Source organism: Reyranella sp. GW821-FHT12G01, assembly GCF_058806575.1.
Window position 1 is genome coordinate 520680 of sequence record NZ_JBXAPV010000001.1, and the last position, 22828, is coordinate 543507.

24 protein-coding genes are annotated in these 22828 nt (G+C 67.1%); 20 read left to right on the forward strand and 4 right to left on the reverse strand.

Annotated features, from left to right (window positions below; genetic code table 11):
• Nucleotides 1-10: 10 nt before the first annotated feature.
• Nucleotides 11-961 (reverse strand): KPN_02809 family neutral zinc metallopeptidase, encoded by a 951-nt coding sequence (gene ypfJ / locus AC1RP5_RS02470; RefSeq protein ID WP_493108981.1) that lies wholly within the window; start codon nt 959-961, stop codon nt 11-13.
• Nucleotides 962-1028: 67 nt separating this feature from the next.
• Between ypfJ and AC1RP5_RS02475 the strand changes: the two genes are divergently transcribed.
• Entirely contained in the window at nt 1029-1850 is an 822-nt protein-coding gene (locus tag AC1RP5_RS02475; RefSeq protein ID WP_493108982.1) for an exodeoxyribonuclease III, read from the forward strand.
• Between the two features lie 24 nt (nt 1851-1874).
• Nucleotides 1875-2120, forward strand: a complete 246-nt coding sequence (locus AC1RP5_RS02480) for a GlsB/YeaQ/YmgE family stress response membrane protein (protein WP_493108983.1) — start codon at nt 1875-1877, stop codon at nt 2118-2120.
• Here the strand turns inward: AC1RP5_RS02480 and AC1RP5_RS02485 are convergent.
• From AC1RP5_RS02485 to AC1RP5_RS02495, 3 genes are read right to left on the reverse strand one after another with little or no spacing between them, the layout of a single operon-like run.
• Nucleotides 2117-2605: a class I SAM-dependent methyltransferase gene (locus AC1RP5_RS02485; RefSeq protein ID WP_493108984.1), complete on the reverse strand. Its 489-nt coding sequence runs from the start codon at nt 2603-2605 to the stop codon at nt 2117-2119. The two genes, AC1RP5_RS02480 and AC1RP5_RS02485, sit on opposite strands and share 4 nt — an antisense overlap.
• A gap of 25 nt (nt 2606-2630) precedes the next feature.
• Nucleotides 2631-3080, reverse strand: coding sequence for a cyclic nucleotide-binding domain-containing protein (locus AC1RP5_RS02490; protein ID WP_493108986.1), 450 nt, complete (start codon nt 3078-3080; stop codon nt 2631-2633).
• Nucleotides 3081-3099: 19 nt separating this feature from the next.
• Nucleotides 3100-5820: an ABC transporter transmembrane domain-containing protein gene (locus AC1RP5_RS02495; RefSeq protein ID WP_493108987.1), complete on the reverse strand. Its 2721-nt coding sequence runs from the start codon at nt 5818-5820 to the stop codon at nt 3100-3102.
• A gap of 176 nt (nt 5821-5996) precedes the next feature.
• Here AC1RP5_RS02495 and AC1RP5_RS02500 point away from each other — a divergent pair, with 176 nt between their 5' ends.
• From AC1RP5_RS02500 to AC1RP5_RS02585, 18 genes are all read left to right on the forward strand, one after another.
• Nucleotides 5997-7277, forward strand: a complete 1281-nt coding sequence (locus tag AC1RP5_RS02500) for a glycosyltransferase family protein (protein WP_493108988.1) — start codon at nt 5997-5999, stop codon at nt 7275-7277.
• Between the two features lie 13 nt (nt 7278-7290).
• Nucleotides 7291-8583, forward strand: coding sequence for a glycosyltransferase (locus AC1RP5_RS02505; protein WP_493108989.1), 1293 nt, complete (start codon nt 7291-7293; stop codon nt 8581-8583).
• Nucleotides 8584-8586: 3 nt separating this feature from the next.
• Nucleotides 8587-9693: a glycosyltransferase family 4 protein gene (locus AC1RP5_RS02510; RefSeq protein ID WP_493108990.1), complete on the forward strand. Its 1107-nt coding sequence runs from the start codon at nt 8587-8589 to the stop codon at nt 9691-9693.
• On the forward strand, nt 9690-10277 hold the full coding sequence (locus tag AC1RP5_RS02515) for a histidine phosphatase family protein (protein WP_493108991.1): 588 nt from the start codon (nt 9690-9692) through the stop codon (nt 10275-10277). The genes AC1RP5_RS02510 and AC1RP5_RS02515 overlap by 4 nt, the downstream gene beginning before the upstream one ends.
• Nucleotides 10274-11419, forward strand: coding sequence for a glycosyltransferase family protein (locus AC1RP5_RS02520; protein WP_493108992.1), 1146 nt, complete (start codon nt 10274-10276; stop codon nt 11417-11419). The genes AC1RP5_RS02515 and AC1RP5_RS02520 overlap by 4 nt, the downstream gene beginning before the upstream one ends.
• Nucleotides 11416-12195, forward strand: coding sequence for a polysaccharide deacetylase family protein (locus AC1RP5_RS02525; protein ID WP_493108993.1), 780 nt, complete (start codon nt 11416-11418; stop codon nt 12193-12195). Before AC1RP5_RS02520 ends, AC1RP5_RS02525 begins: the two co-directional genes overlap by 4 nt.
• A complete protein-coding gene (locus AC1RP5_RS02530) occupies nt 12192-12698 on the forward strand; it encodes a hypothetical protein (RefSeq protein WP_493108995.1) in 507 nt (168 codons plus the stop codon). The genes AC1RP5_RS02525 and AC1RP5_RS02530 overlap by 4 nt, the downstream gene beginning before the upstream one ends.
• Nucleotides 12695-14647, forward strand: coding sequence for an ABC transporter ATP-binding protein (locus AC1RP5_RS02535; RefSeq protein WP_493108996.1), 1953 nt, complete (start codon nt 12695-12697; stop codon nt 14645-14647). The genes AC1RP5_RS02530 and AC1RP5_RS02535 overlap by 4 nt, the downstream gene beginning before the upstream one ends.
• Before the next feature lies 1 nt (nt 14648).
• Complete coding sequence (locus tag AC1RP5_RS02540) at nt 14649-15644, forward strand: ABC transporter permease (protein WP_493108997.1); 996 nt, start codon at nt 14649-14651, stop codon at nt 15642-15644.
• A 7-nt stretch (nt 15645-15651) separates the two neighbouring features.
• The gene (locus AC1RP5_RS02545; RefSeq protein WP_493108998.1) at nt 15652-16827 is read left to right on the forward strand and encodes an ABC transporter permease; all 1176 of its coding nucleotides are present in this window, start codon (nt 15652-15654) and stop codon (nt 16825-16827) included.
• Nucleotides 16828-17187: 360 nt separating this feature from the next.
• Nucleotides 17188-17832 (forward strand): heme ABC exporter ATP-binding protein CcmA, encoded by a 645-nt coding sequence (gene ccmA, locus AC1RP5_RS02550; protein WP_493108999.1) that lies wholly within the window; start codon nt 17188-17190, stop codon nt 17830-17832.
• Nucleotides 17829-18494, forward strand: a complete 666-nt coding sequence (gene ccmB, locus AC1RP5_RS02555; protein WP_493109000.1) for a heme exporter protein CcmB — start codon at nt 17829-17831, stop codon at nt 18492-18494. Before ccmA ends, ccmB begins: the two co-directional genes overlap by 4 nt.
• Nucleotides 18495-18508: 14 nt before the next feature.
• On the forward strand, nt 18509-19228 hold the full coding sequence (locus AC1RP5_RS02560; protein ID WP_493109001.1) for a heme ABC transporter permease: 720 nt from the start codon (nt 18509-18511) through the stop codon (nt 19226-19228).
• On the forward strand, nt 19225-19365 hold the full coding sequence (gene ccmD, locus AC1RP5_RS02565) for a heme exporter protein CcmD (protein ID WP_493109002.1): 141 nt from the start codon (nt 19225-19227) through the stop codon (nt 19363-19365). The genes AC1RP5_RS02560 and ccmD overlap by 4 nt, the downstream gene beginning before the upstream one ends.
• Nucleotides 19362-19796, forward strand: a complete 435-nt coding sequence (ccmE, locus tag AC1RP5_RS02570) for a cytochrome c maturation protein CcmE (protein WP_493109003.1) — start codon at nt 19362-19364, stop codon at nt 19794-19796. Before ccmD ends, ccmE begins: the two co-directional genes overlap by 4 nt.
• 81 nt (nt 19797-19877) lie before the next feature.
• On the forward strand, nt 19878-21824 hold the full coding sequence (locus AC1RP5_RS02575) for a heme lyase CcmF/NrfE family subunit (RefSeq protein ID WP_493109004.1): 1947 nt from the start codon (nt 19878-19880) through the stop codon (nt 21822-21824).
• Between the two features lies 1 nt (nt 21825).
• Nucleotides 21826-22365 (forward strand): DsbE family thiol:disulfide interchange protein, encoded by a 540-nt coding sequence (locus AC1RP5_RS02580; RefSeq protein WP_493109005.1) that lies wholly within the window; start codon nt 21826-21828, stop codon nt 22363-22365.
• On the forward strand, nt 22362-22826 hold the full coding sequence (locus AC1RP5_RS02585; protein WP_493109006.1) for a cytochrome c-type biogenesis protein: 465 nt from the start codon (nt 22362-22364) through the stop codon (nt 22824-22826). The genes AC1RP5_RS02580 and AC1RP5_RS02585 overlap by 4 nt, the downstream gene beginning before the upstream one ends.
• Nucleotides 22827-22828 lie beyond the last annotated feature (2 nt).

The following is a 22828-nucleotide window of genomic DNA, read 5'->3' on the forward strand; positions in this document are numbered from 1 at the left end:
CCGCGGTCCGTTAGAGTTGTTGAGCGCGGAACGTATCGCACTGACGCGGATCGCCGCTGTCCAAGCCCTTGCGGAACCAGCGCGCGCGTTGCGCACTGGTGCCGTGCGTAAAGCTGTCGGGCACGACGCGGCCCTGGCTCTGCTTCTGTAGGGCGTCGTCGCCGATCGCGCTGGCGGCGGCCAGCGCCTGATCGACGTCCTTGTCGTCGATCATCTTGCCGCCGCGCTGCTTGTCGGCGCGATTGGCCCAGACGCCGGCGAAGCAGTCGGCCTGGAGTTCGGTGCGCACGGATAGCGCGTTGCCGTCGCGCTTGCTCATGCTCTCGCGCATCTGCTGGACCTTGGCCGAGATGCCGAGCTGGTTCTGCACGTGATGGCCGACCTCGTGGGCGATCACATAGGCCTGCGGAAACTGGCCGGGCGCGCGGAAGCGGCGCGCCAGCTCGTCGAAGAAGCCGAGGTCGAGATAGACCCGTTGATCGGCCGGACAATAGAACGGCCCCATCGCCGCCTGTCCGACACCGCATTCGGTGCGGGTGGCGTCGCGGAACAGCACCAGCTTGGGGTCGCGATACTGGCGGCCCATGCCCTGGAAGATTTCGTGCCAGACATCCTCGGTGCTCTTCAGGACACGCGAGACGAACTGGGTCTCGGCGTCGCCGGCCGGCGCCTGCGTGCCCGGTGTGCGGCTGGCCGAGGAAGAGGGCGGCGCCGGCGCGTAGCTCGAGGTGCCGCCCCCGCCCGCAATGTCGCTCAGGATGGCGCCAGGATCGGCGCCCATGATCATGGCGATGACGACGAAGGCGACCAGGCCGAAACCGCCCTTGAACAGGCCACCTCCCCCTCCGCCCATCGGGATGGGAAAGCCGCCGCCGCCAAATCCGCCGCCACCGCCGCCGAATCCACCGCCTTCGCTGCGGCGATCCTCGACGTTGCTGCTCTGGTCGCCATCCATCTGCATGGCTTAGGTCTCCCTGATCGCGATGTTCCCGGCGAGAACGTCTGCGGATCGTCTATAATGCCCGGCGATGAGTCTCACCATTGCGACCTGGAACATAAACTCGGTCCGGCTGCGGATCGGAAACGTTGAACGGTACCTGAAGTTGCGCCAGCCCGATGTGCTGTGCCTCCAGGAGACCAAGTGCCCGGACGAATTCTTCCCGCACGAGGCCTTCGAGCGGATGGGCTACACCCACCGCTTCGTGCAGGGCATGAAGGCCTATAACGGCGTGGCGATCCTCTCCAAGGTGCCGTTCGCCGCCGGCAACATCCATCACCGCTGCGGCAAGGAGGATTGCCGGCACGTCGAGGTCGCGCTCGATGTCGGTGGCGACCCGATCCTGCTCGACAATCTCTACATTCCCGCCGGCGGCGACATTCCCGACCCCGACCTCAACGTGAAGTTCGCGCACAAGCTCGATTTCTATCGCGAGATGGCGGCCTGGTATGCCGAGCGCAAGCCCGGCCAGCGCGCCCGCAAGGGCCTGCGCCGCATCACCGTGGGCGACCTCAACGTGGCGCCGCTGGAGCACGATGTCTGGAGCCACAAGCAGCTCCTGAAGATCGTCTCGCACACACCCATAGAGGTGGAACTGTTCGGCAAGCTGCAGGCCTCGCTCGACTGGATCGACGTGCCGCGCAAGTTCGTGCCGGAGGATCAGAAGCTCTATTCCTGGTGGAGCTATCGCAACAACGACTGGCGCGTCTCCAACCGCGGCCGCCGGCTCGACCATATCCTGGCGAGTCCCGCCCTTGCCGGCGCGATCCGCAGCCACCACATCGACGTCGACCTGCGCGACTGGGAAAAAGCGTCGGACCATGTGCCGGTGTCGGCGACGTTCGAGGTCTAGTGTGAAGTCTGGGGGGAGCCCGCCATGCTGCAAATCATCTTCACGATCCTGATCGGCTTCGTCGTGGGCCTGCTGGCCCGCTGGATCGGTCCCGGCGTGCAAATCCAGGGCTTCTGGATCACCGTCCTGATCGGTGTCGCGGGCTCGGTGATCGCGACCTATGGCGGCCAGGCGCTCGGCCTCTACCGCGCCGGTCGGCCGGCTGGGTTCATCGGTTCGGTGGTCGGCGCGATCGTCCTGCTGGCGCTGGTTCAGCTCTTCGGTCGCTAACGCACGCGATAAAGAAAGTACCGATCCTTCGGGACACCCGGAGGCTCGGGCAAAAGCTGCCAGCGCGCGACCTCGAGCGTCTGGTTGGCGAGCACGTAGCCGCCCGACACGGCCAGCCTGTCGAGGGCCGGACCGAGCCACTTGCCCATTGCCACGTTCGCTTCGTGATCGCCGGTGCCGAGATCGGTGTGGATCAGCGCGGCCGTTGCGCCGAGTTTTTGCGCCGCTTCAGGGATCGTCTTGTCCGCATCGCCGAGGAACAGCCGGTCGTCGGACGGGATGCAGTCGGGATGGGCGGCGACCTTGCGCTCGAACACGTAGATGTCGCGGCCGGGAAAGAGCTCGCGCAGGTGGTCGTAGGTGCGACCGTTGCCCAGGCCCACTTCGAGCAGGGCGCCCGGCACGGCATCGACCAGAGGCTTGAGAAAATTCAGGCAGTCGCGCTGCGCCTGCATGCGCGCGATGAAACTGTCGAGACGACTCATGACGATGCGATGACTCTTTGAATGCTCAGGCGGCCTTGGTGGCGGCGCGCAGCTTCTGGTTGGTGTCCTCGAGGCGATGCGCCAGCTCACGCATGATCTCGATCGCCATCTCGGGGAACTCCGCGACCAGGCGATAGAACATGTCCTTGGTGATCTTGAGCGTGGCGAGCGGCTCCTTGGCCTTGATGGTCGCGGTGCGCGGCACGTCGCACAGGATGGCGATCTCGCCGAAGAAGCTGTTGGGCTTCATCTCCGCGACGGCGATCTGGCCGTTCGGCGTGTCGATCAGCACGTCGGCCGCACCGCCCAGGATCACGTACATCGTGTCGCCGGGATCGCCCTGGTGGCAGACTTCCTGACCGACGCCGAAGTTCACCCTCTCGCTGGTGAAGGCCAGGAGTTTCAGCCTCGCCTGCTCGACCTTCGAGAAGATCGGCACGCCTTTCAGAAGCTCTACTTCTTCGTTGAGGTTCATGGTGTGCTCCTCGATGTGCCTACGCCGACGCCATCAGCTCGGTATAGAGCCCGCCTTTTGCCGCCAGATCCGGCGGCGATCCCTGGGCGACCACGCGGCCACCCTGCATAACGACGATCTGCTCGAACGGCTCCGCCTGGTTGGGCCGATTGGCGATCCAGAACACGCCTTTGTTCTCTTCCGACGCCATGGCCAGGATGTTGTCGCGGATCCGGTCCTGCGTGCGGCTGTCGAACATGGCGACCGCTTCGTTGACGACCATTAGCTGCGGCCGCTTGATCAATGCGCGCGCGATGCCGAGCTTCTGGCGCTGGCTCGCCGGTAGTCTCTTACCGCCGACGCCGACATTGTACTCCAGGCCGACTTCGATGACCGAGTCGCGCAGCCCGAGCTCGTCGAACACCTGGGCGATCAGGGTGCCGATGCGTTCGCCGGCCTGCGCCTGGCCGTAGACCAGGCGGCCGAACAGGATGTTGTCCTGCAGGGTGGCGGCGCTGTTGTAGCGCTCGAAATCGTAGAACTCGACGGCGTCGCGCAGGTTGGCCGGCAGGCCTTCGGCGAAGGCACGGCGGGCGCCCAGGATGCGCTCCTCCATGGCTGCATCGATCAGGCCCAGGCGATGGCGGGCCTCGATGTAGCGGAACGGCAGGGTCATCAGGCGGATGCGGTCGGCCTCGGGCACCGCCTCGATGCCCTTGCCGCCGAGGCGCTGCAGCAGCAGCCGGACGTTGGGCAGCTCGTCGGCCGAGATGAAGCTGTACTGCTCGAACAACGGATTGTCGGGCGACAGGCCGGAGAACAGTTCGACCATGGTCTCGGCGATGGTGAGGCCCATCCGTTGCAGGTCGATGTCGAGCCCGGTCTTCTGCAGCACCGACTTCACGTAGGGATCGGCCGCGAGGTTGTCGCCGTCGAATTGCTTGCCCAGCGCCGTGCCGAACAGCAGGTTCTCCGCAACCGACAGGTTCTTGTTGTAGTGGTCGTTGTTGAAGGGCTCGACCAGTCCGGCGTAGGTGCCGTCCTGCAGGTGCTCGTGCAGCGTATGGCGGGCCTTCAGGATCTTTTCAGCAAGGTCGGGGCGCAGCTTGGAATCGACAGTGCCGCGCAGGCCCAGCGAATAGATGTCTTCGTCGAGTTCAACCTGCTTCAGCACCCGCACCATGCAGGGCAGCAGGTCGACCGGGCCGGTGGCGCCGGCCAGCTCGTAGTCGACCCAGTCGGCATTGGGATCGAAGGGCGGGTTGCCGGCACGCTCCGATTCCTTCCAGAAGGTATCGCGGATCGCTTTGGTGGCCTCGTCGTAGACGGCAGGCGAGACGGGCCGCAGCTTCAGACCGAACAGCAGATTGTCGCGGACCGACAGTGGGAAGAGGTAGGTGTCCTGGCCGACATAGGCCAGACGCGCGCCGATCACGTATTCCGGGATCTGGAAGAAGTCCTGGCCGTCGACGCGGATCGAGCCGCTGGCCGGCAGTACCTGACGGGCCAGCACATGGCCCAGTACATCCTTGCCCGAGCCGGACCCGCCGATCACCGCCACGCGGCTGATGGTCTGCAAAGTGAGCGAGACGCTGTCGAGCTGCTTTACGCGGCCGTCTTCGGACACGACGACGCCGGCCAGCGCCAGCTCCTTGCCCAGCGGCGGTGGCGGCCCGTCGGGAATCACCTGCAGTTCCGGCGGCATCATGCCCTCGGGCTGGAACTGATCGATCACCTGCTCGTACTTGATCTGCACGTCCTGGCGCTGCTGGTCCCAGTCGATCAGCTCCTTGATCGGCGAGGGCAGGTCCTTGTAGGCGAGCAGCACGCCGACCACGGCGCCGACGTCCATCTGGCCGGTGATCGCGAAGTAGCCGCCCACCAGGTAGATCGCGAAGGGCGTCGCCTGCGACAGGATGTTGTTCCAGAACTTGGCGACGAACTTCTTCTGGTAGAGGTCGAAGCGGATCTTGAAGATCTTGCCCAACCGCTCGGAGATGTCGGCGCGCTCGTAGTTGGCCGCGCCATGGATATGGATCTCGTGCACGCCGTCGGCCGTTTCGGCGATGCGGCCGGCGAGCTGGCGGGCCGAAATCTGACGCTGCCGGCCCAGTGCCAGCACTGGCTTCCTGAGGCGCGGGATGATCGCCATCTGCACCGCCAGCAGCACGATCACGATGATCCCGAGCAGCCAGTTCTGCATCATGATGAAGATGATGGCCGTCAGCGCCTGGCCGCCCAGGAACATCGGCTGTACGAATGCATCGCCGATGAAGCCGCCGAGCGGCTCGACCTCGTCCTTCACCATGGTGGCCAGTTCGGCCTGCTTGACCTTGCGGAAATGGGCCGGCGGGAAGCGCAGGATGCGATCGTAGAGCTCGTAGCGGATGCGGCGCAGCATGCGCTCGCCCATGCGGCCCTTCTGGGTATTGATCGTCTTCTTGAACAGACCATTCACAACGACTGCACCCAGGAAGACGAAGCTCATGACCACGAGGTACTGGAGCTGGTCGACCTGGAATCCGTCGAAGAAGCGGATGACCTTGCCCGGGAAGATGGCCGTCAGGTCGAGTTCCCAGACCAGGAACGGGATCGTCTTGGTGTTCTTGAACGCGTTGCCCTGGATGCCGTTGTTGATGACCGACTTCGGCACCGTCAACGACATGAAGTAGAAAACCTGGGCGAGGACCACCAGCAGAAGGATCACGACCTGTTCAGGCCGGCTGTGCCGCCAGATATAGGAGAAGAGGCTGCGTTCCATGAATCCTGCGTCACCGCGATCCTGACTTCCCTATAGGCGATCAGTGCCTTGATTACATTCGATATTTCCAAATTGTCGCGGTCCCGCCGGGGGGTTCGCGGCATCCCTGGCTTGTGGCATAGTCGGCCCGTCGTTCACCGGTCGGGGCAGTAGCCGCTTCGGCGAGGGAGAGGCCAATGCTCGCCAGCACCCGGTCCAAGCGCGTGCTTATCTACAGCCATGACTCCTTCGGCCTCGGCCACGTGAGTCGCTGCCGCACCATCGCCAATGCCATCGTCGAGGCCGACAAGGATGTGTCGGTGCTCATCCTGTCCGGCTCGCCGGTCGTCGGGTCCTACGAGTTCCGCTCCGGCGTCGACTTCGTGCGTATCCCCGGCGTCGTGAAGATGATCGACACTGGCGAATACGACTCGGCCAACCTGCGCATGAACGTCGAGCACACGCTCGAGATGCGCACCCGCATCATCCGCGACACGGCCGACATCTACCGGCCCGATCTCTTCATCGTCGACAAGGAGCCGCTCGGCCTGCGCGGCGAGGTCGGTCCCGCGCTGCGTCTGCTGAAGGAGCGCGGCACGCCGCTGGTGCTCGGCCTGCGCGACGTGATGGACGATCCCGCCCAGCTCGCCAAGGAATGGGAACGCAAGAACGTCGTGCCGGCGTTGCGCGACCTCTATGACGAGATCTGGGTCTATGGCCTGCCGCAGATCAACAAGCCGCTGACCGGCATCGACGTACCGCCGTCGGTGCGCCACAAGATGGTTTACACCGGCTATCTGCGGCGTGAACTGCCGCTGCACGGCGACGTGCCGCACGAGATGGAGGAGATCGACGGTCCCTTCATCCTGGTGACTCCGGGTGGCGGCGGCGACGGCGTCGAGCTGGTCGACTGGGTGCTGGCCGCCTACGAGACCGACCAGAACATTCCCTATGGCGCGGTCATCGTGTTCGGTCCGTTCATGCCGGCCGCGGCGCGCGAAGCCTTCAAGGAGCGCGCGGCGAAGTTCCCCAACATCCGCACGCTGACCTTCACCAACAATCTCGGCGCGCTGATGAAGCGGGCCGCCGGCGTCGTCGCCATGGGCGGCTACAACACGTTCTGCGAGATCCTGTCGTTCGACAAGCGGGCCATCATCGTGCCGCGTACTCATCCGCGGCTGGAACAGTTCATCCGCGCCCGCGCGGCGCGCAACATCGGCCTGATCGAGATGCTCGATCCCGCCCGCGGCCTCGACCCGCAGGCGATGGCCACGGCATTGCGGCACCTGCCGCAGCAGGGACTGCCCAGCGACGTCGTGGTGCCCGGCCTGCTCGATGGCCTGGGCAGTGTCTGGCGCCTCGTGTCCAAGCAGCTTTCCCATCCGCACCGGGGCCCTGCGTCGCTCGACGTCGCGGACACCGGCGGTGAACTCGCGTCGGCGGACTCGGTGATCGTGCCGGGCCGCGTCCGGACCTGATTCTCGGATCCTGATGTCGCAAACGTCCGGCGTGGAAGCAGGCAGCGCGCGTGTCGCGGTCATCCTGAAGGGCTGGCCGCGCCTCTCCGAGACCTTCATTGCCCAGGAGATCGCGGGGCTCGAGGCGCGCGGCGTCGTGCTGGAACTATGGTCGATGCGCCGCCCGACCGACAAGGCGCGCCATCCCGTGCACGATCGCGTGCGCGGTCGCGTCGTCTATCTGCCGGAGTATCTGAAGGACGAGCCGGGTCGCGTCTTCTCGGCCTGGCTCAAGGCGCGCCGCCTGCCGGGCTATGCCGCTGCACGCGCCAAGTTCCTCGCCGACTTCCAGAGGGATCGCACCTCCAATCGCGTCCGGCGCTGGGGCCAGGCGCTGGTGCTGGCCGCCGAACTGCCGCCCACGATCGAGCGGCTCTACGCGCACTTCCTGCACACGCCCGCCTCGGTGACGCGTTACGCCGCCACGCTGCGTGGCCTGCCGTGGAGCGTGTCGGCGCATGCCAAGGATATCTGGACCAGTGAGCCGTGGGACGTGAGCGAGAAGCTCTCGGACTGCGCCTGGCTGGTGACCTGCACCAATGTTGGATTGCAACGGCTGAAAGAGCTGGCGCCCGATCCGCGCAAGCTGCGCCTCGTCTATCACGGGCTCGACTTCGCCCATCTGCCGCCGCCGCCGCCGCCGCCGCGCCCGCCGCGCGACGGTTCGGACCCGGCCGATCCCGTCGTGATCCTGTCGGTCGGCCGCAAGGTCGAGAAGAAGGGCTACGACGATCTTCTGAACGCCTTGGCGGCGCTGCCGGCTCATCTGCATTGGCGCTTCGAGCATGTCGGCGCGGGCAGTCTCTCGGATACCTTGAAGGCGCAGGCCGCGGCGCTCGGCATCGCCGATCGCTGCGTGTGGCATGGCGGCCAGCCGCAGAAGGCGGTGTTTGCGGCACTCGCCAGCGCCGATCTGTTCGTTCTGGCGAGCAAGAAAGCGGCCGACGGCGACCAGGATGGTTTGCCCAACGTGCTGATGGAAGCCGCGCACCAGGGCCTGCCTCTCGTCTCGACGCAGGCAGCCGCCATCGGCGAGTTCATCGAGGACGGCGAGACCGGCCTGCTCGTGCCGCCGGCCGCGCCGCGCGAACTGGGCATCGCACTCGGCCGCATGATCGCCGATCCCGCCTTGCGCCGCCGTCTGGCGGAGCGGGCCGGCGAGGTGGTGCGCACGCGCTTCTCCTACGAGGCCGGCGTCGAATGGATCGCGTCGGCGCTGCAGGGCCGGCGCCTCGAGGACACGACAACCGCGCGCGCCGCGGAGTAGGCCATGCGCGTGCTGCTGCACACGCCGCTGAAGCCGCCCGACAGCGCCGTGCCGTCCGGCGATCGCGAAATGGCGCGAGGTTTGAAGCGCCTGCTCGAACGTCTCGGGCACCGGGTCGTGATGCCGGCCGCCAGTCGCGTCGCGCCGGGACCGCCTCCCGTCGACACTCATCTCGCGTTGGAACGTCGGGCGCGGGAGCAGGCCAGGCGGTTGATCGCCCGCTGGCGGGCGCTGCCGGCGCATCATCCGGAGCGCTTCGATCTCTGGTTCACCTATCACTGCTACTACCGCAAACCCGACTGGCTCGGGCCCGTGGTGACGCGCGCGCTGGGCATTCCCTACGTGATCGCCGAGGCCTCGCATGCGCCGTGCCGCGCGCAAGGGCCGACCCGCCTCGGCCATCGCGCCGTCGAGCGGGCGCTGGAGGCCGTCGACCTCGTGCTGACGGTCAATCCGCGCGACGTTGCCGGCGTGAAGGCGCGGCTGCGTCCCGGCGCACGCCAGGTCTGGCTGCCGCCGTTCATCGACATAGAACCCTTCGAGGTCCCGCCGAGGCGCGATCCCGCCGGGCCGCCGCTGTTGCTGAGCGTCGGCATGATGCGCACGCGCGACAAGCTCGACTCCTATCGTGTACTCGCCCGCGCCTTCGCCCTGATGAAGGACAAGGACTGGCGGGCACTGCTGGTGGGCGACGGTCCCGCGCGGCCTGAGATCGAGGCGCTGATGGCGCCGTTCGGCTCGCGCGTGCGTTTTGCCGGCGCCGTGCCGCATACCGATCTTCCCGCGCTCTACGCATCGGCGGACCTTTACCTTTGGCCCGCGATCAACGAAGCCTACGGCATGGCCTTCCTCGAAGCCCAGGCGACTGGCTTGCCCGTGGTTGCCGGCCGCACCGGCGGCGTGCCCGCGGTCGTGGCCGACGGCATCAGCGGCCTTTTGGCTCCGATCGGCGACGCGGCAGCGTTCGCCGCGGCCGTGACGCGCCTGCTGGACGATCCGGCCGAACGCGCGCGGCTTGGCGAGGCGGCGGCAGCACGCGTGGCCGCCCATCACGACGAACGCGCGGCCGCGCATGCGCTTGCTGCTGCCCTGGCGACCTTGCGGCAATGAGAGCCGTACCGTTTGCCCTCGTGCGGCATGCCCCCACCGTGTGGAATGGCGAAGGCCGGCTGCAGGGCCTGACCGATACCCGTCTCAGCGCCGAGGGCGAGGCCGCTGCGGCGCGCTGGCGTCTGCCGCCGCCGGCCGATGGCTGGAAGAGGATTTGCAGTCCGCTGCAACGCGCGCGCCGCACCGCCGAATTGCTGCAGCCCGCGATGCCGGTGACCCTCGACTCCCGCCTGCGCGAGATGAGTTTCGGCATCTGGGAAGGATTTACCGTCAAGGAATTGCGCGCCACCGGCGGTGAGCAGTTCGTGGCGGCGGAAGCGGCCGGGCTCGACTTCCATCCGCCGGGCGGGGAGTCGCCGCGCATGGCGATGGCCCGCCTCTCGCAGTGGAGTTCGACGCTCACCGAGCCGGTGGTCGCCGTGTCGCACAAGGCCGCGATCCGCGCCCTGCTGGCGCTGGCGACCGGATGGAACATGCTGGGCCGTCCGCCGCACAAGCTCGACTGGACCTGCGCGCATTTCTTCGTGGCCCACGACGAGGGCCGCATCGCGATCGAACGGCTGAACGTGCCGATGACATCATGACCGCGCGCGTCTTCTTCTACGTGCAACACCTGCTGGGCATCGGCCATCTTCGCCGCGCCGCCACGCTGGCGCGCGCGCTGGCGACGGGCGGCTTCGACGTGTTGCTGGTCTCGGGCGGCGCGCCGGTCGACGGGCTGGCGCTGGGAAGGGCGCGTCTCCATCAACTGCCGCCGCTGCGCGCGGCCGATGCGCGATTGAAGGAATTGGCGCTGCTCGATGGCACGCCAGTCGATGAAGCCTATCGTGCGGCGCGCACGCGGCAACTGCTCGACCTGTTCGAAGCCGAGCAACCCGACATTCTCCTCACCGAACAGTTCCCGTTCGGCCGCACGCAACTTCGCTTCGAGTTGATGCCCCTGCTCGACGCGGCGCAGGACAGGGAGCCGGCGCCGTGGATCGTCTCGTCGATCCGCGACGTGTTGCGTCGCACCGCCTCGCCGGCCCGGGTCGACGAGATGATCCAGACCTTCGAGGCCTTCGACGCCGTGCTGGTCCATGCCGATCCGGCCCTGGTGCAGCTCGGCGACAGCTTCCCCGGTTGGGCCGATATCCAGGCGCGGGCGCTCTATACGGGCTACGTCTCGGATTCGGACGCGGACGTCTCCGACGTCAATGTCGGCAAGGGCGAAGTGATCGTGTCGGCCGGCGGCGGCGCCGTCGGTGCGCCGTTGCTGCAGGCCGCCATCGCCGCTCGGCCGTTGACCGCGCTGGCCGACCGCAGATGGCGTTTGCTGGTCGGGCCGAACATGCCGGACGCCGAACGTGCGGCGCTTGCCGCGTCGGCTGGTCCGGACATCATCGTCGAAGCGGTGCGCGCCGACTTCCCGTCGCTCCTGCGCAACGCGGCGCTGTCGATCTCGCAGGCGGGATACAACACCGTGGTCGAGACGCTCTGCCATGGCGATCGTGCCGTGCTGGTGCCATTCGGCACCGCGCGGGAGACCGAACAGGCCGATCGTGCCCGCGTCCTGGTCGAGCGCGGCATGGTGGCGTCGATCGCGCCCGACGAGCTGACGCCGGCCAACCTCGCAGCGGCCATCGCCAGGGCGTGGGCCGGCCCTTCGATACGCAGCTTCCCGCCGGTCGATGCGAAAGGCGCCGCGGCGACCGTCGCCGCCCTGAAGCAGATGGTGTCGCCATGAGCGGCTGGCAGGCTCTCGCCGACGAGGCCGCGCGCTGGCGCGATGCCGGTCGCACGGCCGATCTCTGGTGGCGCGACGACGATGCGATCGATGCCGGACCCGCGCTCGATCGTCTGCTCGCCATCGTTGGCGATACGAAAACGCCGCTCGCGCTCGCGGTGGTGCCGGCGCAGGCGACGCCGGCGCTGGCCGAACGCCTCGCCGCTGCGCCGGGCGTCGACGTGCTGCAGCATGGATATGCCCACACCAATCATGCGGTTGCCCCGGACAAGAAGATCGAACTGGGCGTCCAGCGACCGGCCATGTTCACCCTGGGCGAGCTTGCGACCGGCTGGATGGCGCTCGAACGCCTGTTCGGGTCCCGGGCGCTGCCCGTCATGGTACCGCCATGGAACCGTATTGCGCCGGTGCTCATCCCGACTCTTCCGGAAATCGGCTATCGCGGACTCTCGACCTTCGGTCCGCGTGCGCGCGTCCATCCGGTGCGCGGCCTGCTGCAGATCAATACCCACGTCGATCTGATCGACTGGAAGGGCGGTCGCGCCTTTGCGGGCGAGGAAGCGCTGCTAGTCAGCCTCGTCTCGGCGCTCGCACAGGCGCGCAGCGGCGGCGGCGAGCCGGTCGGCATCCTTAGTCATCATCTTGCGATGGACGCGGGGGCGTGGGATTTCCTAAGGTCGTTGTGGGAAAGAATGAAGACGCTGGAGAACATCGTAGTGCGTCCGGCGCGCGAGCTGTTCGGCCATGATGCCCAGGTCAAGGGAGGGCGCGGGTGAATTCCGCTGATCTGCGCTATCCGCGGCAGACGCTGATCGCCGACTATTGGCGCGCGGCGACGGGTGTCGTGCTGTGCGGTGCGCCGTTGCTGCTGCTCGACGTCAATGTCTGGCTGGCGGCTATTTTCATCGCCGGGTTCGGACTCTTCGCGCTCTTTCTGGTACGCACGGCATTGCGCCATCGGACGCGTTACGTGCTGGGCCCCGATACGCTCTGCGCCGACGGCCCGGTCGGCACGCTGGTGGAATGGAGCCGTCTCGACCGGATGAAACTCAGCTATTTTTCGACCAAGCGCGACCGGACGGATGGCTGGATGCAACTCAGCGTCGGTTCGACTGGCGGCAGGCTGGTGAAGGTCGATTCCTCGCTCGAGGGCTTTCACGATATCGTGGCGCGGGCATCGGAGGCGGTCGAGGCAACGAGGCTGCCGCTCAGCGACACGACGAAGGCGAACTTGAGGTCCATGGGTATCGTGGTGGCGGGTCAGGAAGAAACGGCATGAAGGATCTGCTGCGAGTCGAGGATCTGACGGTCGAGTTCGGCGTGCACGAAGGCGTGCTGCGGGCCGTCGACAAGGTGTCGTTCTCCATCCCGCCCGGCGGCACCGTGGCCCTGGTGGGCGAATCGGGCTCCGGCAAATCGGTGTGCAGCCAGGCGATCATGGGCCTGCTGCCGCGCACCGCGAAGATCACCACCGGTTCGATCCTGTTCCAGGATCCGAGGGTCAACGAAGGCGTCGTCGACATCGCCAAGATCGACCGTTCCGGTCCGGCCATGCGGCGCATCCGCGGCGGCCAGATCTCGATCATTTTCCAGGAACCGATGACCTCGCTGTCGGCCCTCCATACGGTGGGTGACCAGATCGGCGAAGCGGTCGAGTTGCACGGCGCCCAGCCGGGCGGCCCGCTCGGCGGCAAGAGCGGCCGCAAGCTCAGCCGTGCCGAGATCGACGGGCTCACGACCGACATGCTGCGCATGGTCGGCTTCCCCGACCCGAAGCGCGCACTCAGGACCTATCCGTTCGAGCTGTCGGGCGGTCTCCGTCAGCGCGCGATGATCGCCATGGCGCTGGTCTGCCGGCCGGCACTGCTGATCGCCGACGAGCCCACGACCGCGCTCGACGTCACCATCCAGGCCCAGATCCTGCGTCTCATGAAGGATCTCCAGCAGGAACTGGGGATGGCGCTGCTGATGATCACCCACGATCTCGGGGTGGTCGCCAACGTCGCTGACGACGTGGTCGTCATGTATCGCGGCAAGGTCGTCGAGTCGGGCGACCTGCGCGACATCTTCCGCGATCCGCAGCATCCTTACCTGAAGGCGCTGCTGCATGCGGTGCCGCGCTTCGACATGAAGCCCGGCGAGCGGCTGCAGCCGATCCGCGAGATCAAGGGCACGACCGGCCATCTGCTGAAGGAGAAGCCGGTCTCGGCGCCCACGGCGACCTTCAATCCCGACGCGCCGGTACTCAAGGTGCGGCACGTCACCAAGACCTTCCGCATCCGCAAGGCCGACACGCTGATGGAACAGCTGATGGGCGGCGGCACGACGCGCGCCGTCCGCGCCGTCAACGACGTGAGCTTCGACGTCATGCGCGGCGAGTGCCTCGGCCTGGTGGGCGAATCGGGCTGCGGCAAGACCACCCTCAGCAAGATGCTGATGCGCGGCATCTCGGCCGATGCCGGACAGGGCGGCCGCGTGATCTTCGACGATTGGGGCCGCAAGACCGACGTGCTGAACATCGAGGGCGAGGAGCTGAACCGCTTCCGCACCAAGCTGCAGTTCATCTTCCAGGATCCGTTCGGCTCGCTGAACCCGCGCATGACGGTCTTCGACATCCTGGTCGAGCCGCTGGTCATCCATAAGATCGGCGACGATGCTTATCGTCGCGAGATGGTCGCTGAGCTGATGGAGATGGTCGGCCTCGACCGCCGCCACCTCAGCCGTTACCCGCACTCCTTCTCTGGCGGCCAACGCCAGCGCATCGGCATCGCGCGCGCGTTGGCGTTGCGGCCCGATATGCTGATCTGCGACGAGCCGGTGTCGGCGCTCGACGTGTCGATCCAGGCGCAGATCCTGAACCTGCTGAAGGACCTGCAGAAGCAGCTTGGCCTCACCTACCTCTTCATCAGCCACAATCTCGCGGTGGTCGATTACATCGCCGACCGCATCGCGGTGATGTGCGCCGGCCGCCTGGTCGAGCTGGCGCCTGCCGGCGAACTGTTCCGCAATCCCATGCATCCCTACACCAAGGCACTCCTTTCGGCGGTGCCGATGCCCGATCCCGATGCCCGCCTCGATCTCGGGGCGCTGATGGAGGGCAAGGCGTCCGATCCGTCGGTCTGGCCCGAGCCGTTCCGCGACGACGGCAAGACGCCGCTGCTCTGGACCGAGGCCGAACCCGGCCACTTTGTCCGCGTCTCACGGTCTAACGGACGAGAGGTGGTCTGACATGCTGCACTTCATTGTCCGTCGCATCCTGCTGATGATCCCGACGCTGTTCGTGATCAGCGCCCTCGTCTATTTCATCATCGACTTGCCGCCCGGCGACTGCGTCACTTCGCAGATCGAGGAGCTGCTGGCGCGCGGCGATCCAGATGCGCACCAGCGCGCCGACGAGCTGCGCGCGCTGTACGGCCTCAATCATCCGCTGTGGCTGCGCTATCTGGATTGGGTCTCCGGCATCTTCCGCTGGGACTTCGGTCTTTCCTGCCAGGATACGGTGCCGGTCGCCGACCTGATCAGCGAGAGGATGGTGCTCACCATCATCATGGAGACCTGCACGATCATCTTCATCTGGGTCGTGTCCTTCGTGATCGGCGTCTATGCCGCGACGCATCAATACAAATGGGGCGACTACGTCGCCTCGTTCATCGGCTTCATCGGCCTGTCGATCCCGAACTTCCTGCTGGCGCTGGTGCTGCTCTATGTCGGCAAGGTCTATTTCGGCCTGTCGATCGGCGGCCTGATGGACCCCGAGTACATCGACAAGCCGCTGAGCTGGGGCAAGATCGTTTCGGTGATGCAGCACCTGATCATCCCGGTCATCGTGATCGGCATGTCGGGCACCGCCGGCATGATCCGGCGGCTGCGCGCCAACCTGCTGGACGAGCTGCAGAAGCAGTATGTCGTCACCGGCCGGGCCAAGGGCCTGCCGCCGATGAAGCTGCTGGTGAAGTATCCCCTGCGGCACGCCATCAACCCGTTCGTCGCCGACATCGGCGGCCTGCTGCCCGACGTCATTTCGGGATCGGTCATCGTCTCGGTGGTGCTGTCGCTGCCGACCACGGGCCCGATGCTGCTGAGCGCGCTCAAGACCCAGGACGTCAATCTGGCCGCCACCTTCCTGCTGTTCGTGGCGGCCCTCACCGTCGTCGGCATGCTGATCTCGGACCTGGCGCTGGCCGCGCTCGATCCGCGCATCCGCTTCGGCAGCTCGGAAAAGTGAGGGTGCCATGACCGACACGACACCCAACACCCCGCCCCGCACACCGCACTTCGTCTCGAAGGAGACGTGGGACCCCTACGTCGCCGACAAGCTGACCGCCGAGCAGGAACGCTACTACATGGCGGGCCAGTGGAAGCTCATGTGGTGGCGCTTCCGCCGCCACCGGCCGGCTGTCGTCTCCCTGGCCTTCCTCGTGCTGATGTATTTCTCGACGCTCATCAGCGAGTTCATCGCGCCCTACGACCTGCACACCCGCCATTCCGGCTACATCTTCGCCGCGCCTCAGTCGGTCCATCTCTTCCACGAGGGCTCGTTCCTCGGGCCGTTCGTCTACGGCCTCAAGATGGAGCGCGATCCGGCGACCCTGCAGCGCGTCTACAGCCCCGACACCAACAAGCCGCAGCAGCTGCGCTTCTTCTGCCTTGGCGAAAGCTACGAGTTCTGGGGCCTGATCGAAGGGCGCTTCCATTTCATGTGTCCGCCCGAGGGTGGCACCGTCTTCCTGTTGGGCACCGATCGACTAGGACGCGACATGTTCAGTCGCATCGTCTACGCGGCGCGAATCTCCCTCACCATCGGTATCATCGGCATCGGCCTGTCGTTTGCGCTCGCCCTGATCCTCGGCGGGTTGGCCGGCTACTACGGCGGCTGGATCGACAGCGTCGTCCAGCGGCTGACCGAGATCATCAAGAGCTTCCCGCATCTGCCCCTGTGGCTGGCCCTGTCGGCGGCACTGCCCGTCACCTGGTCGCCGCTGCTGGTCTACTTCGGCATCACCATCATCCTGGCGCTGCTCGACTGGCCGGGTCTGGGGCGCGCCGTCCGTTCCAAGCTCCTGTCCTTGCGTGAGGAGGATTACGCGGCGGCGGCCCAGATGATGGGCGCCAAGCCCGCTCGCATCATCGGCCGTCACCTGCTGCCGGGCTTCATGAGCCACCTGATTGCCTCGGCCACGCTGTCGATCCCGTCGATGATCCTGGCCGAGACGGCCTTGTCGTTCCTCGGCCTCGGCCTGCGGCCGCCGATCACCTCGTGGGGCGTGCTGCTGAACGAGGCCACGGATATCAACGTCGTGGCCGTGAACTGGTGGCTGATGCTGCCGGTGGTGCCGGTGATCCTGGTGATCCTCGCGTACCAGTTCATGGGCGACGGTATGAGAGATGCGGCGGATCCCTACGCCTAAGCGCGCAGCGCTTAGGCGTGGCGGGCGGCAGGGCCTGTAATTAGGCCCGAGAGCCGGCACGGCCCAGAACGAATGAGGGTGTTGCCACACCCTCAAGCTCTTGAAATCCCTATCTATTTTTCCCTGAGCAACAGTCGCTGCACTTGCGCATCGACTGTTGCTCAGAAATCACACTCTTGCCCCATTTGGGCCTAGCGACAGCCACCCGGCGCTTCCATTTAGATTGGGTATCTCCCCCGAACGTGGTCCCCCCAAAGCCACGTTCTAGCCTCCTCGGAGGCGCTTAGGCCGTCATCTCACTCTCCCCCGAGATGACGGCCTTTTTCTTTGCCTGCTGCCGGCATGCTAGGACGGCGCCCCATGGCGTCTCCGCTTCTCGAAGTGACCGGCCTCTCCTGCCGCCGCGGTGGCCGGCAGGTGTTCGATCGCCTGTCCTTCGGGCTGGGCGAAGGCGAGCTGCTGGCGCTTACCGGGCGCAACGGCAGCGGCAAGACCACTCTCCTGCGCGCCCTGGCGGGCTTGAGCCCATCCGACGCCGGCACGATCGCCTGGAAGGGCGCTGACGTCGCTGAGGATCCCGAGAGCTGGCGCGGTCGACTGGCCTGGCTGGGCCATCTCGAGGGGCTGAAAGGCGACCTCACTGTCGGCGAAAACCTCCTGGTCGCCGAGCGTCTGCGCGGCGGCGCGGGCGACGACCGGCTGGAGGGCGCGCTGCTGGCCTTCGACCTGATCGGACTTTCCGCACGGGAAGTGCGCACCCTGTCGGCCGGCCAGCGCCGCCGCACCGCGCTGGCCCGCATCGTCCTCTCGCAGGCGCCGCTCTGGCTGCTCGACGAACCGCTGAACGCGCTCGATGCCCCGGCTCAAGCCGCGTTCCGCACGGCCCTCCAGGCGCATCTTGCGGCTGGCGGCCTCGCCATCGCCGCGACCCATGCCGAGCTCGGCATCGAGGGTGCGCAGCGGCTCGAGCTGCGCGGCGGCGCCTCGGTGGAGAGGCCGGCATGAGCGGCTTCACGGCCTTGCTGATGCGCGATCTGCGTCTCGTCTGGCGCCGGCCGGGTGATGTCGGCGTCGTGCTGGCCTTCTTCGTCGTGGCGACGGTGCTGTTTCCGCTGGGCATCGGCCCCGAGACCAATGTGCTGACTCGCATCGCGGCAGGTGTCCTCTGGTGCGCCGCGCTGTTCGCCGCGCTGCTCTCGCTGGAGCGGCTGTTTGCCGCCGACTACGAGGACGGCACGCTCGACCTCCTGCTGCTGGCGCCGTGGCCGCTAGAACTGGCGGCGCTGGCGAAATGCCTCGCTCACTGGATCGTGACCGGCCTGCCGCTCAGCCTGCTCGCACCCTTTCTCGGCATCGCTTTCGGCCTCGACGGTCAAAGCCTGCTGGCGCTGGGGGCGACCCTGCTGGTCGGCACGCCCACTTTGTCGTTGATCGGCGGGCTTGCGGCCGCTCTCACGCTCGGTGCGCGCAAGTCCGGCGCCCTGCTGGCGCTGCTCGCGCTGCCGCTCTGCGTGCCGACGCTGATCTTTGGTGCGGGCGCGATCGAAACGCTGGCGGCGGGCGAGGGCATCGTGACACATGTCGCGATCCTCGCCGCTCTTGCATTGGTCGCCCTGGCCACGACGCCTTGGGCGATTGCCGCAGCCTTGCGGCAAGCCGGCGAATAGGGAGGATGGGGCCGATGGCCGACCTGCATTTTCTCGCCAATCCTGCGCGTTTCCGGCGCTTCTCGCAGCGCGTGCTGCCGGGCCTCGCTTTCGCGACGGCGCTGATGATCGCGGTCGGCTTCTACATGGCCTTCTTCGTGGCGCCCGAGGATTACCAGCAGGGCAAGACGGTGCGGATCATGTTCGTGCACGTGCCGTCGGCATGGCTGTCGATGGGTGGCTACGCGATGCTGGCCGCGCTCGGCGCCTCGCTGCTGGTGTGGCGCCATCCGCTGGCGGCACTGATGGCGCGCGCGGCGGCGCCGGTCGGCGCGAGCTTCGCGGCGGTGTGCCTGCTCACCGGCTCGCTGTGGGGCCGGCCGATGTGGGGCACCTACTGGGTGTGGGACGCGCGGCTCACCTCGATGCTGCTGCTCTTCTTCCTCTATCTCGGCCACATCGCGCTCAGCCGCGCTTACGATTCGCCGGAGCGCGGCGATCGTGCGGCCGCGATCCTCGCGCTGATCGGCGTGATCAACCTGCCGATCATCAAGTTCTCGGTCGACTGGTGGAACACGCTGCACCAACCCGCCTCGATCACGCGGCTCGATGCGCCGGCGATCCACAATTCGATCCTGGTGCCGCTACTCTGGATGGCGGTGGCGCTGCTGTTCCTGTTCGTGTTTCTGGTGCTGTTGCGCACCGAGACCGAAATCGACCGCCGCCGCCTCGAGAATGCCGAGGCCGCGGCATGAGCAATCATGCGGCCTATATCCTTGCGGCCTATCTGGCGGCCGCCACGATCCTGGGCGGTCTGGTGATCGCGTCGCTCAGCGCGCACCGGAAGGTGCGACGCGAGCTCGCTGCGCGGGGCCTGGACAAACGTCGATGACCCCGAAGCGCCGCCGCCTTTGGTTGTTGCTGGGATCTCTGGGCACGCTCGGCGTCGCGGCCGCGCTCGTGCTCACGGCGCTGAACGACAATCTTGTCTTCTTCTATTCGCCGACGCAGGTCGCGGAGAAGAACATCGGTGCCGACCGCCGCTTCCGGCTGGGTGGTCTGGTCGAGCAGGGCAGCGTCCAGAAGGACGGTCAGCTCGTACGCTTCATCGTCACCGACACGAACAAGACGCTGAAGGTTTCCTATCGCGGGATTCTTCCCGATCTGTTTCGCGAGGGGCAGGGCGTGATCGCCGAGGGCTCGATCGGGCCGGACGGCGTGTTCACGGCGCGCGAGATTCTAGCCAAGCACGACGAGAACTACATGCCGCCTGAGGTCGCCAAGGCGCTCAAAGAGTCGGGCCAATGGAAAGACAAGAAGTGAGCGTCAGGCTCATGCGGACCGCGGGCCTCCAGGTCCGCCTCACGATCATGAGCGGGCCTGGAGGCCCGCGGTCCAGAAGACATGATTCCTGAGCTTGGACATTTCGCGCTCATCCTCGCGCTAGCCGTCGCGCTGGTGCAGGGGACGTTGCCGCTCGTCGGCGCATCGCGTAACGACATCAGACTGATGTCGCTCGGCCGCACGGCGGCGCTGACACAGGCCTTCCTCGTGCTGCTGGCGTTCGGCGCGTTGACGCAGGCCTACGTCACGTCGGACTTCTCCGTCCTCAACGTCGTCGACAACTCGCATTCGGCCAAGCCGCTGCTCTACAAGATCAGCGGCGTGTGGGGGAACCACGAAGGCTCGATGCTGCTGTGGGCGTTGATCCTCGCGCTGTTCGGTGCGGCGGTCGCGGTCTTCGGCAACAACCTGCCCGACACGCTGCGCAGCCGCGTGCTGGCGATCCAGGCGCTGATCGGCGTCGGGTTCCTCGCCTTCCTGCTCTTCACCTCGAATCCGTTCGAGCGCGTCTTCCCCGCGCCGCCCGATGGCAACGGGCTCAATCCGCTGCTGCAGGATCCCGGCCTCGCGTTCCATCCGCCGCTTCTCTATCTCGGCTATGTCGGCTTCTCGGTGACTTACGCCTTCGCCGTCGCCGCCCTTCTCGAAGGCCGGGTCGACGCCGCGTGGGCGCGCTGGGTGCGGCCGTGGGCGCTCGCGGCCTGGTGCTTCCTGACGCTGGGCATCGCGCTCGGTTCATGGTGGGCCTACTACATCCTCGGCTGGGGCGGCTTCTGGTTCTGGGATCCCGTCGAGAACGCCTCGCTGATGCCGTGGCTCGCCGGCACCGCGCTGCTGCATTCGGCCATCGTCGTGGAGAAGCGCGACGCACTGAAGAGCTGGACGGTGCTGCTGGCGCTGCTGGCCTTCTCGCTGTCGCTGCTCGGCACCTTCCTCGTGCGGTCGGGCGTGCTGACCTCGGTGCATGCCTTCGCGCAGGACCCGGCGCGCGGCATGTTCATCCTCGCCTTCCTGCTGCTCGTCACCGGCGGTGGCCTCGCGCTCTACGCCTGGCGCGCGCCGCAGCTGCAGGGCGGCGGCCTGTTCCAGCCGGTCAGCCGCGAGGGCGCGCTGATCCTGAACAACCTGCTGCTGTGCACCTTGGCGGCCACGGTGCTGCTGGGCACGCTCTATCCGCTGTTCCTCGACCTGCTGACCGGCAACAAGGTCTCGGTCGGCCCGCCGTTCTTCAACGCGACCTTCGTGCCGCTCTGCGCGCCGCTGTTCGCCGCGCTCTGCGTCGGCCCGTTCCTCGGCTGGAAGCGCGCCGAGCTGTGGCCGGCGCTGATGCGGCTGCGGATCGCGCTCGTCGTGTCGCTGGCGGCGATCCTCGTCGCGATGACGATGATCGACAGCCGCTCGACGCTCGCGGCTCTCGCCTTCGGCTTCGGTGTCTGGCTGATCGTCGGCAGCCTGGTCTCGCTCGGCGATCGCATCCGCACCGGCACGCTCCGCACCATCCCGCGCTCGACCCTGGGCATGGTGATCAGCCACGCAGCCCTGGGCGTCGTCGTGCTGGGTTCGGTCGCGACCTCGTCGTGGAACACCGAGCTGATGCAGACCATGAAGCCCGGCGACAAGGTTTCCTTCGCGGGCTACGCCGTGCAGCTCGAGCGGATGGACGAGGTGCAGGGCCCCAACTACGTGGCCGAGCGTGCGACCTTGAACGTCACCGTCGGCGGCAAGCCCTACACGGTGCTGCAGCCGGAGCGGCGCCTCTTCACCGTGCAGCGCCGCCAGGTCGCGGAGACGGCGATCCAGACCAACCTGCTGCGTGACTTCTACGCCACCCTGGGCGAGGGCGATCCGAAGCAGGGCTGGGTGATCCGCCTCTATCTCAATCCGCTGGCGCCGTGGATCTGGCTCGGTGCGGCGCTGTGCGCGCTGGGCGGCTTCGTCTCGCTGTCGGACCGGCGCCTGCGCATCGGTGCGCCGTCGCGCAAGCCCGTGCTGCAGGCGGCGGAATAGCATGCGCCGGCTCCTCTTCGTCCTGCCGCTGCTGACGCTCGCGCTGATGGCCGGCTTCTTCGCCTGGTCGCTGACCAGCGGCCGCGATCCCGCCTCGATCGGCTCGGTGGTGGTCGGCCGCGAGGCGCCGAAGCTCGACCTGCCGGCGCTGCATCAGGGCGACCCGCCGCTCACCGGCGCGGCGCTGCGCACCGGCAAGCCGGTGATCGTGAACTTCTTTGCGAGCTGGTGCACGCCCTGCCTTGCCGAGCATCCGCTGTTCACGCGGCTGGCCGAACGCGAGGGCGCGACCATCATTGGCATCGCGTGGAAGAACAAGCGCGAGGATGCGACCGCGTGGCTGAAGAAGCTCGGCGATCCCTTCAAGCTCGCGGGCCTCGACCTCGACGGCAAGACCGGCCTCGACTGGGGCCTCTCCGGCGTGCCCGAGACCTATCTGATCGACGGCACCGGCATCGTGCTCCGCCATTATCGTGGGCCGATCACCGAGCGGGATTTGAACGAGACGATCCTGCCGTTCCTCAAGGGAGCGGCGAAGTGAGACGCCTCCTCGCGATCTGCGCGCTCGCGCTCACTTCCTTCGTACTCCCCGCCCACGCCGTCGAGCCCTCCGAAATCCTGCCCGACCCCGCGCTCGAATCCCGCGCGCGTGAGATCGGCCGCGCGTTGCGCTGCGTCGTTTGCCAGAACCAGTCGATCGACGATTCCTCGGCCGAAGTCGCGCGCGACATGCGCCGGGCCGTGCGCGAGCGGCTGACCGCCGGCGACAGCGACGGCGACGTCTTCGCCTTCATGGTCGCGCGCTACGGCGACTACGTGCTGCTGAAGCCGCCCTTCAAGGCCGGCACGCTCGTCCTGTGGCTGGGCGCGCCGCTCGTGTTGCTGGTCGCCGGCGGCGCTCTCCTCCTCGCCGCGCGCCGCCGCCGCGCCCAACCCGTCGCGGCGCCAAAGCCGCTCGACGAGGAGGAGCGCCGCCGCCTCGACGCGCTCCTGAAGGGCTGACG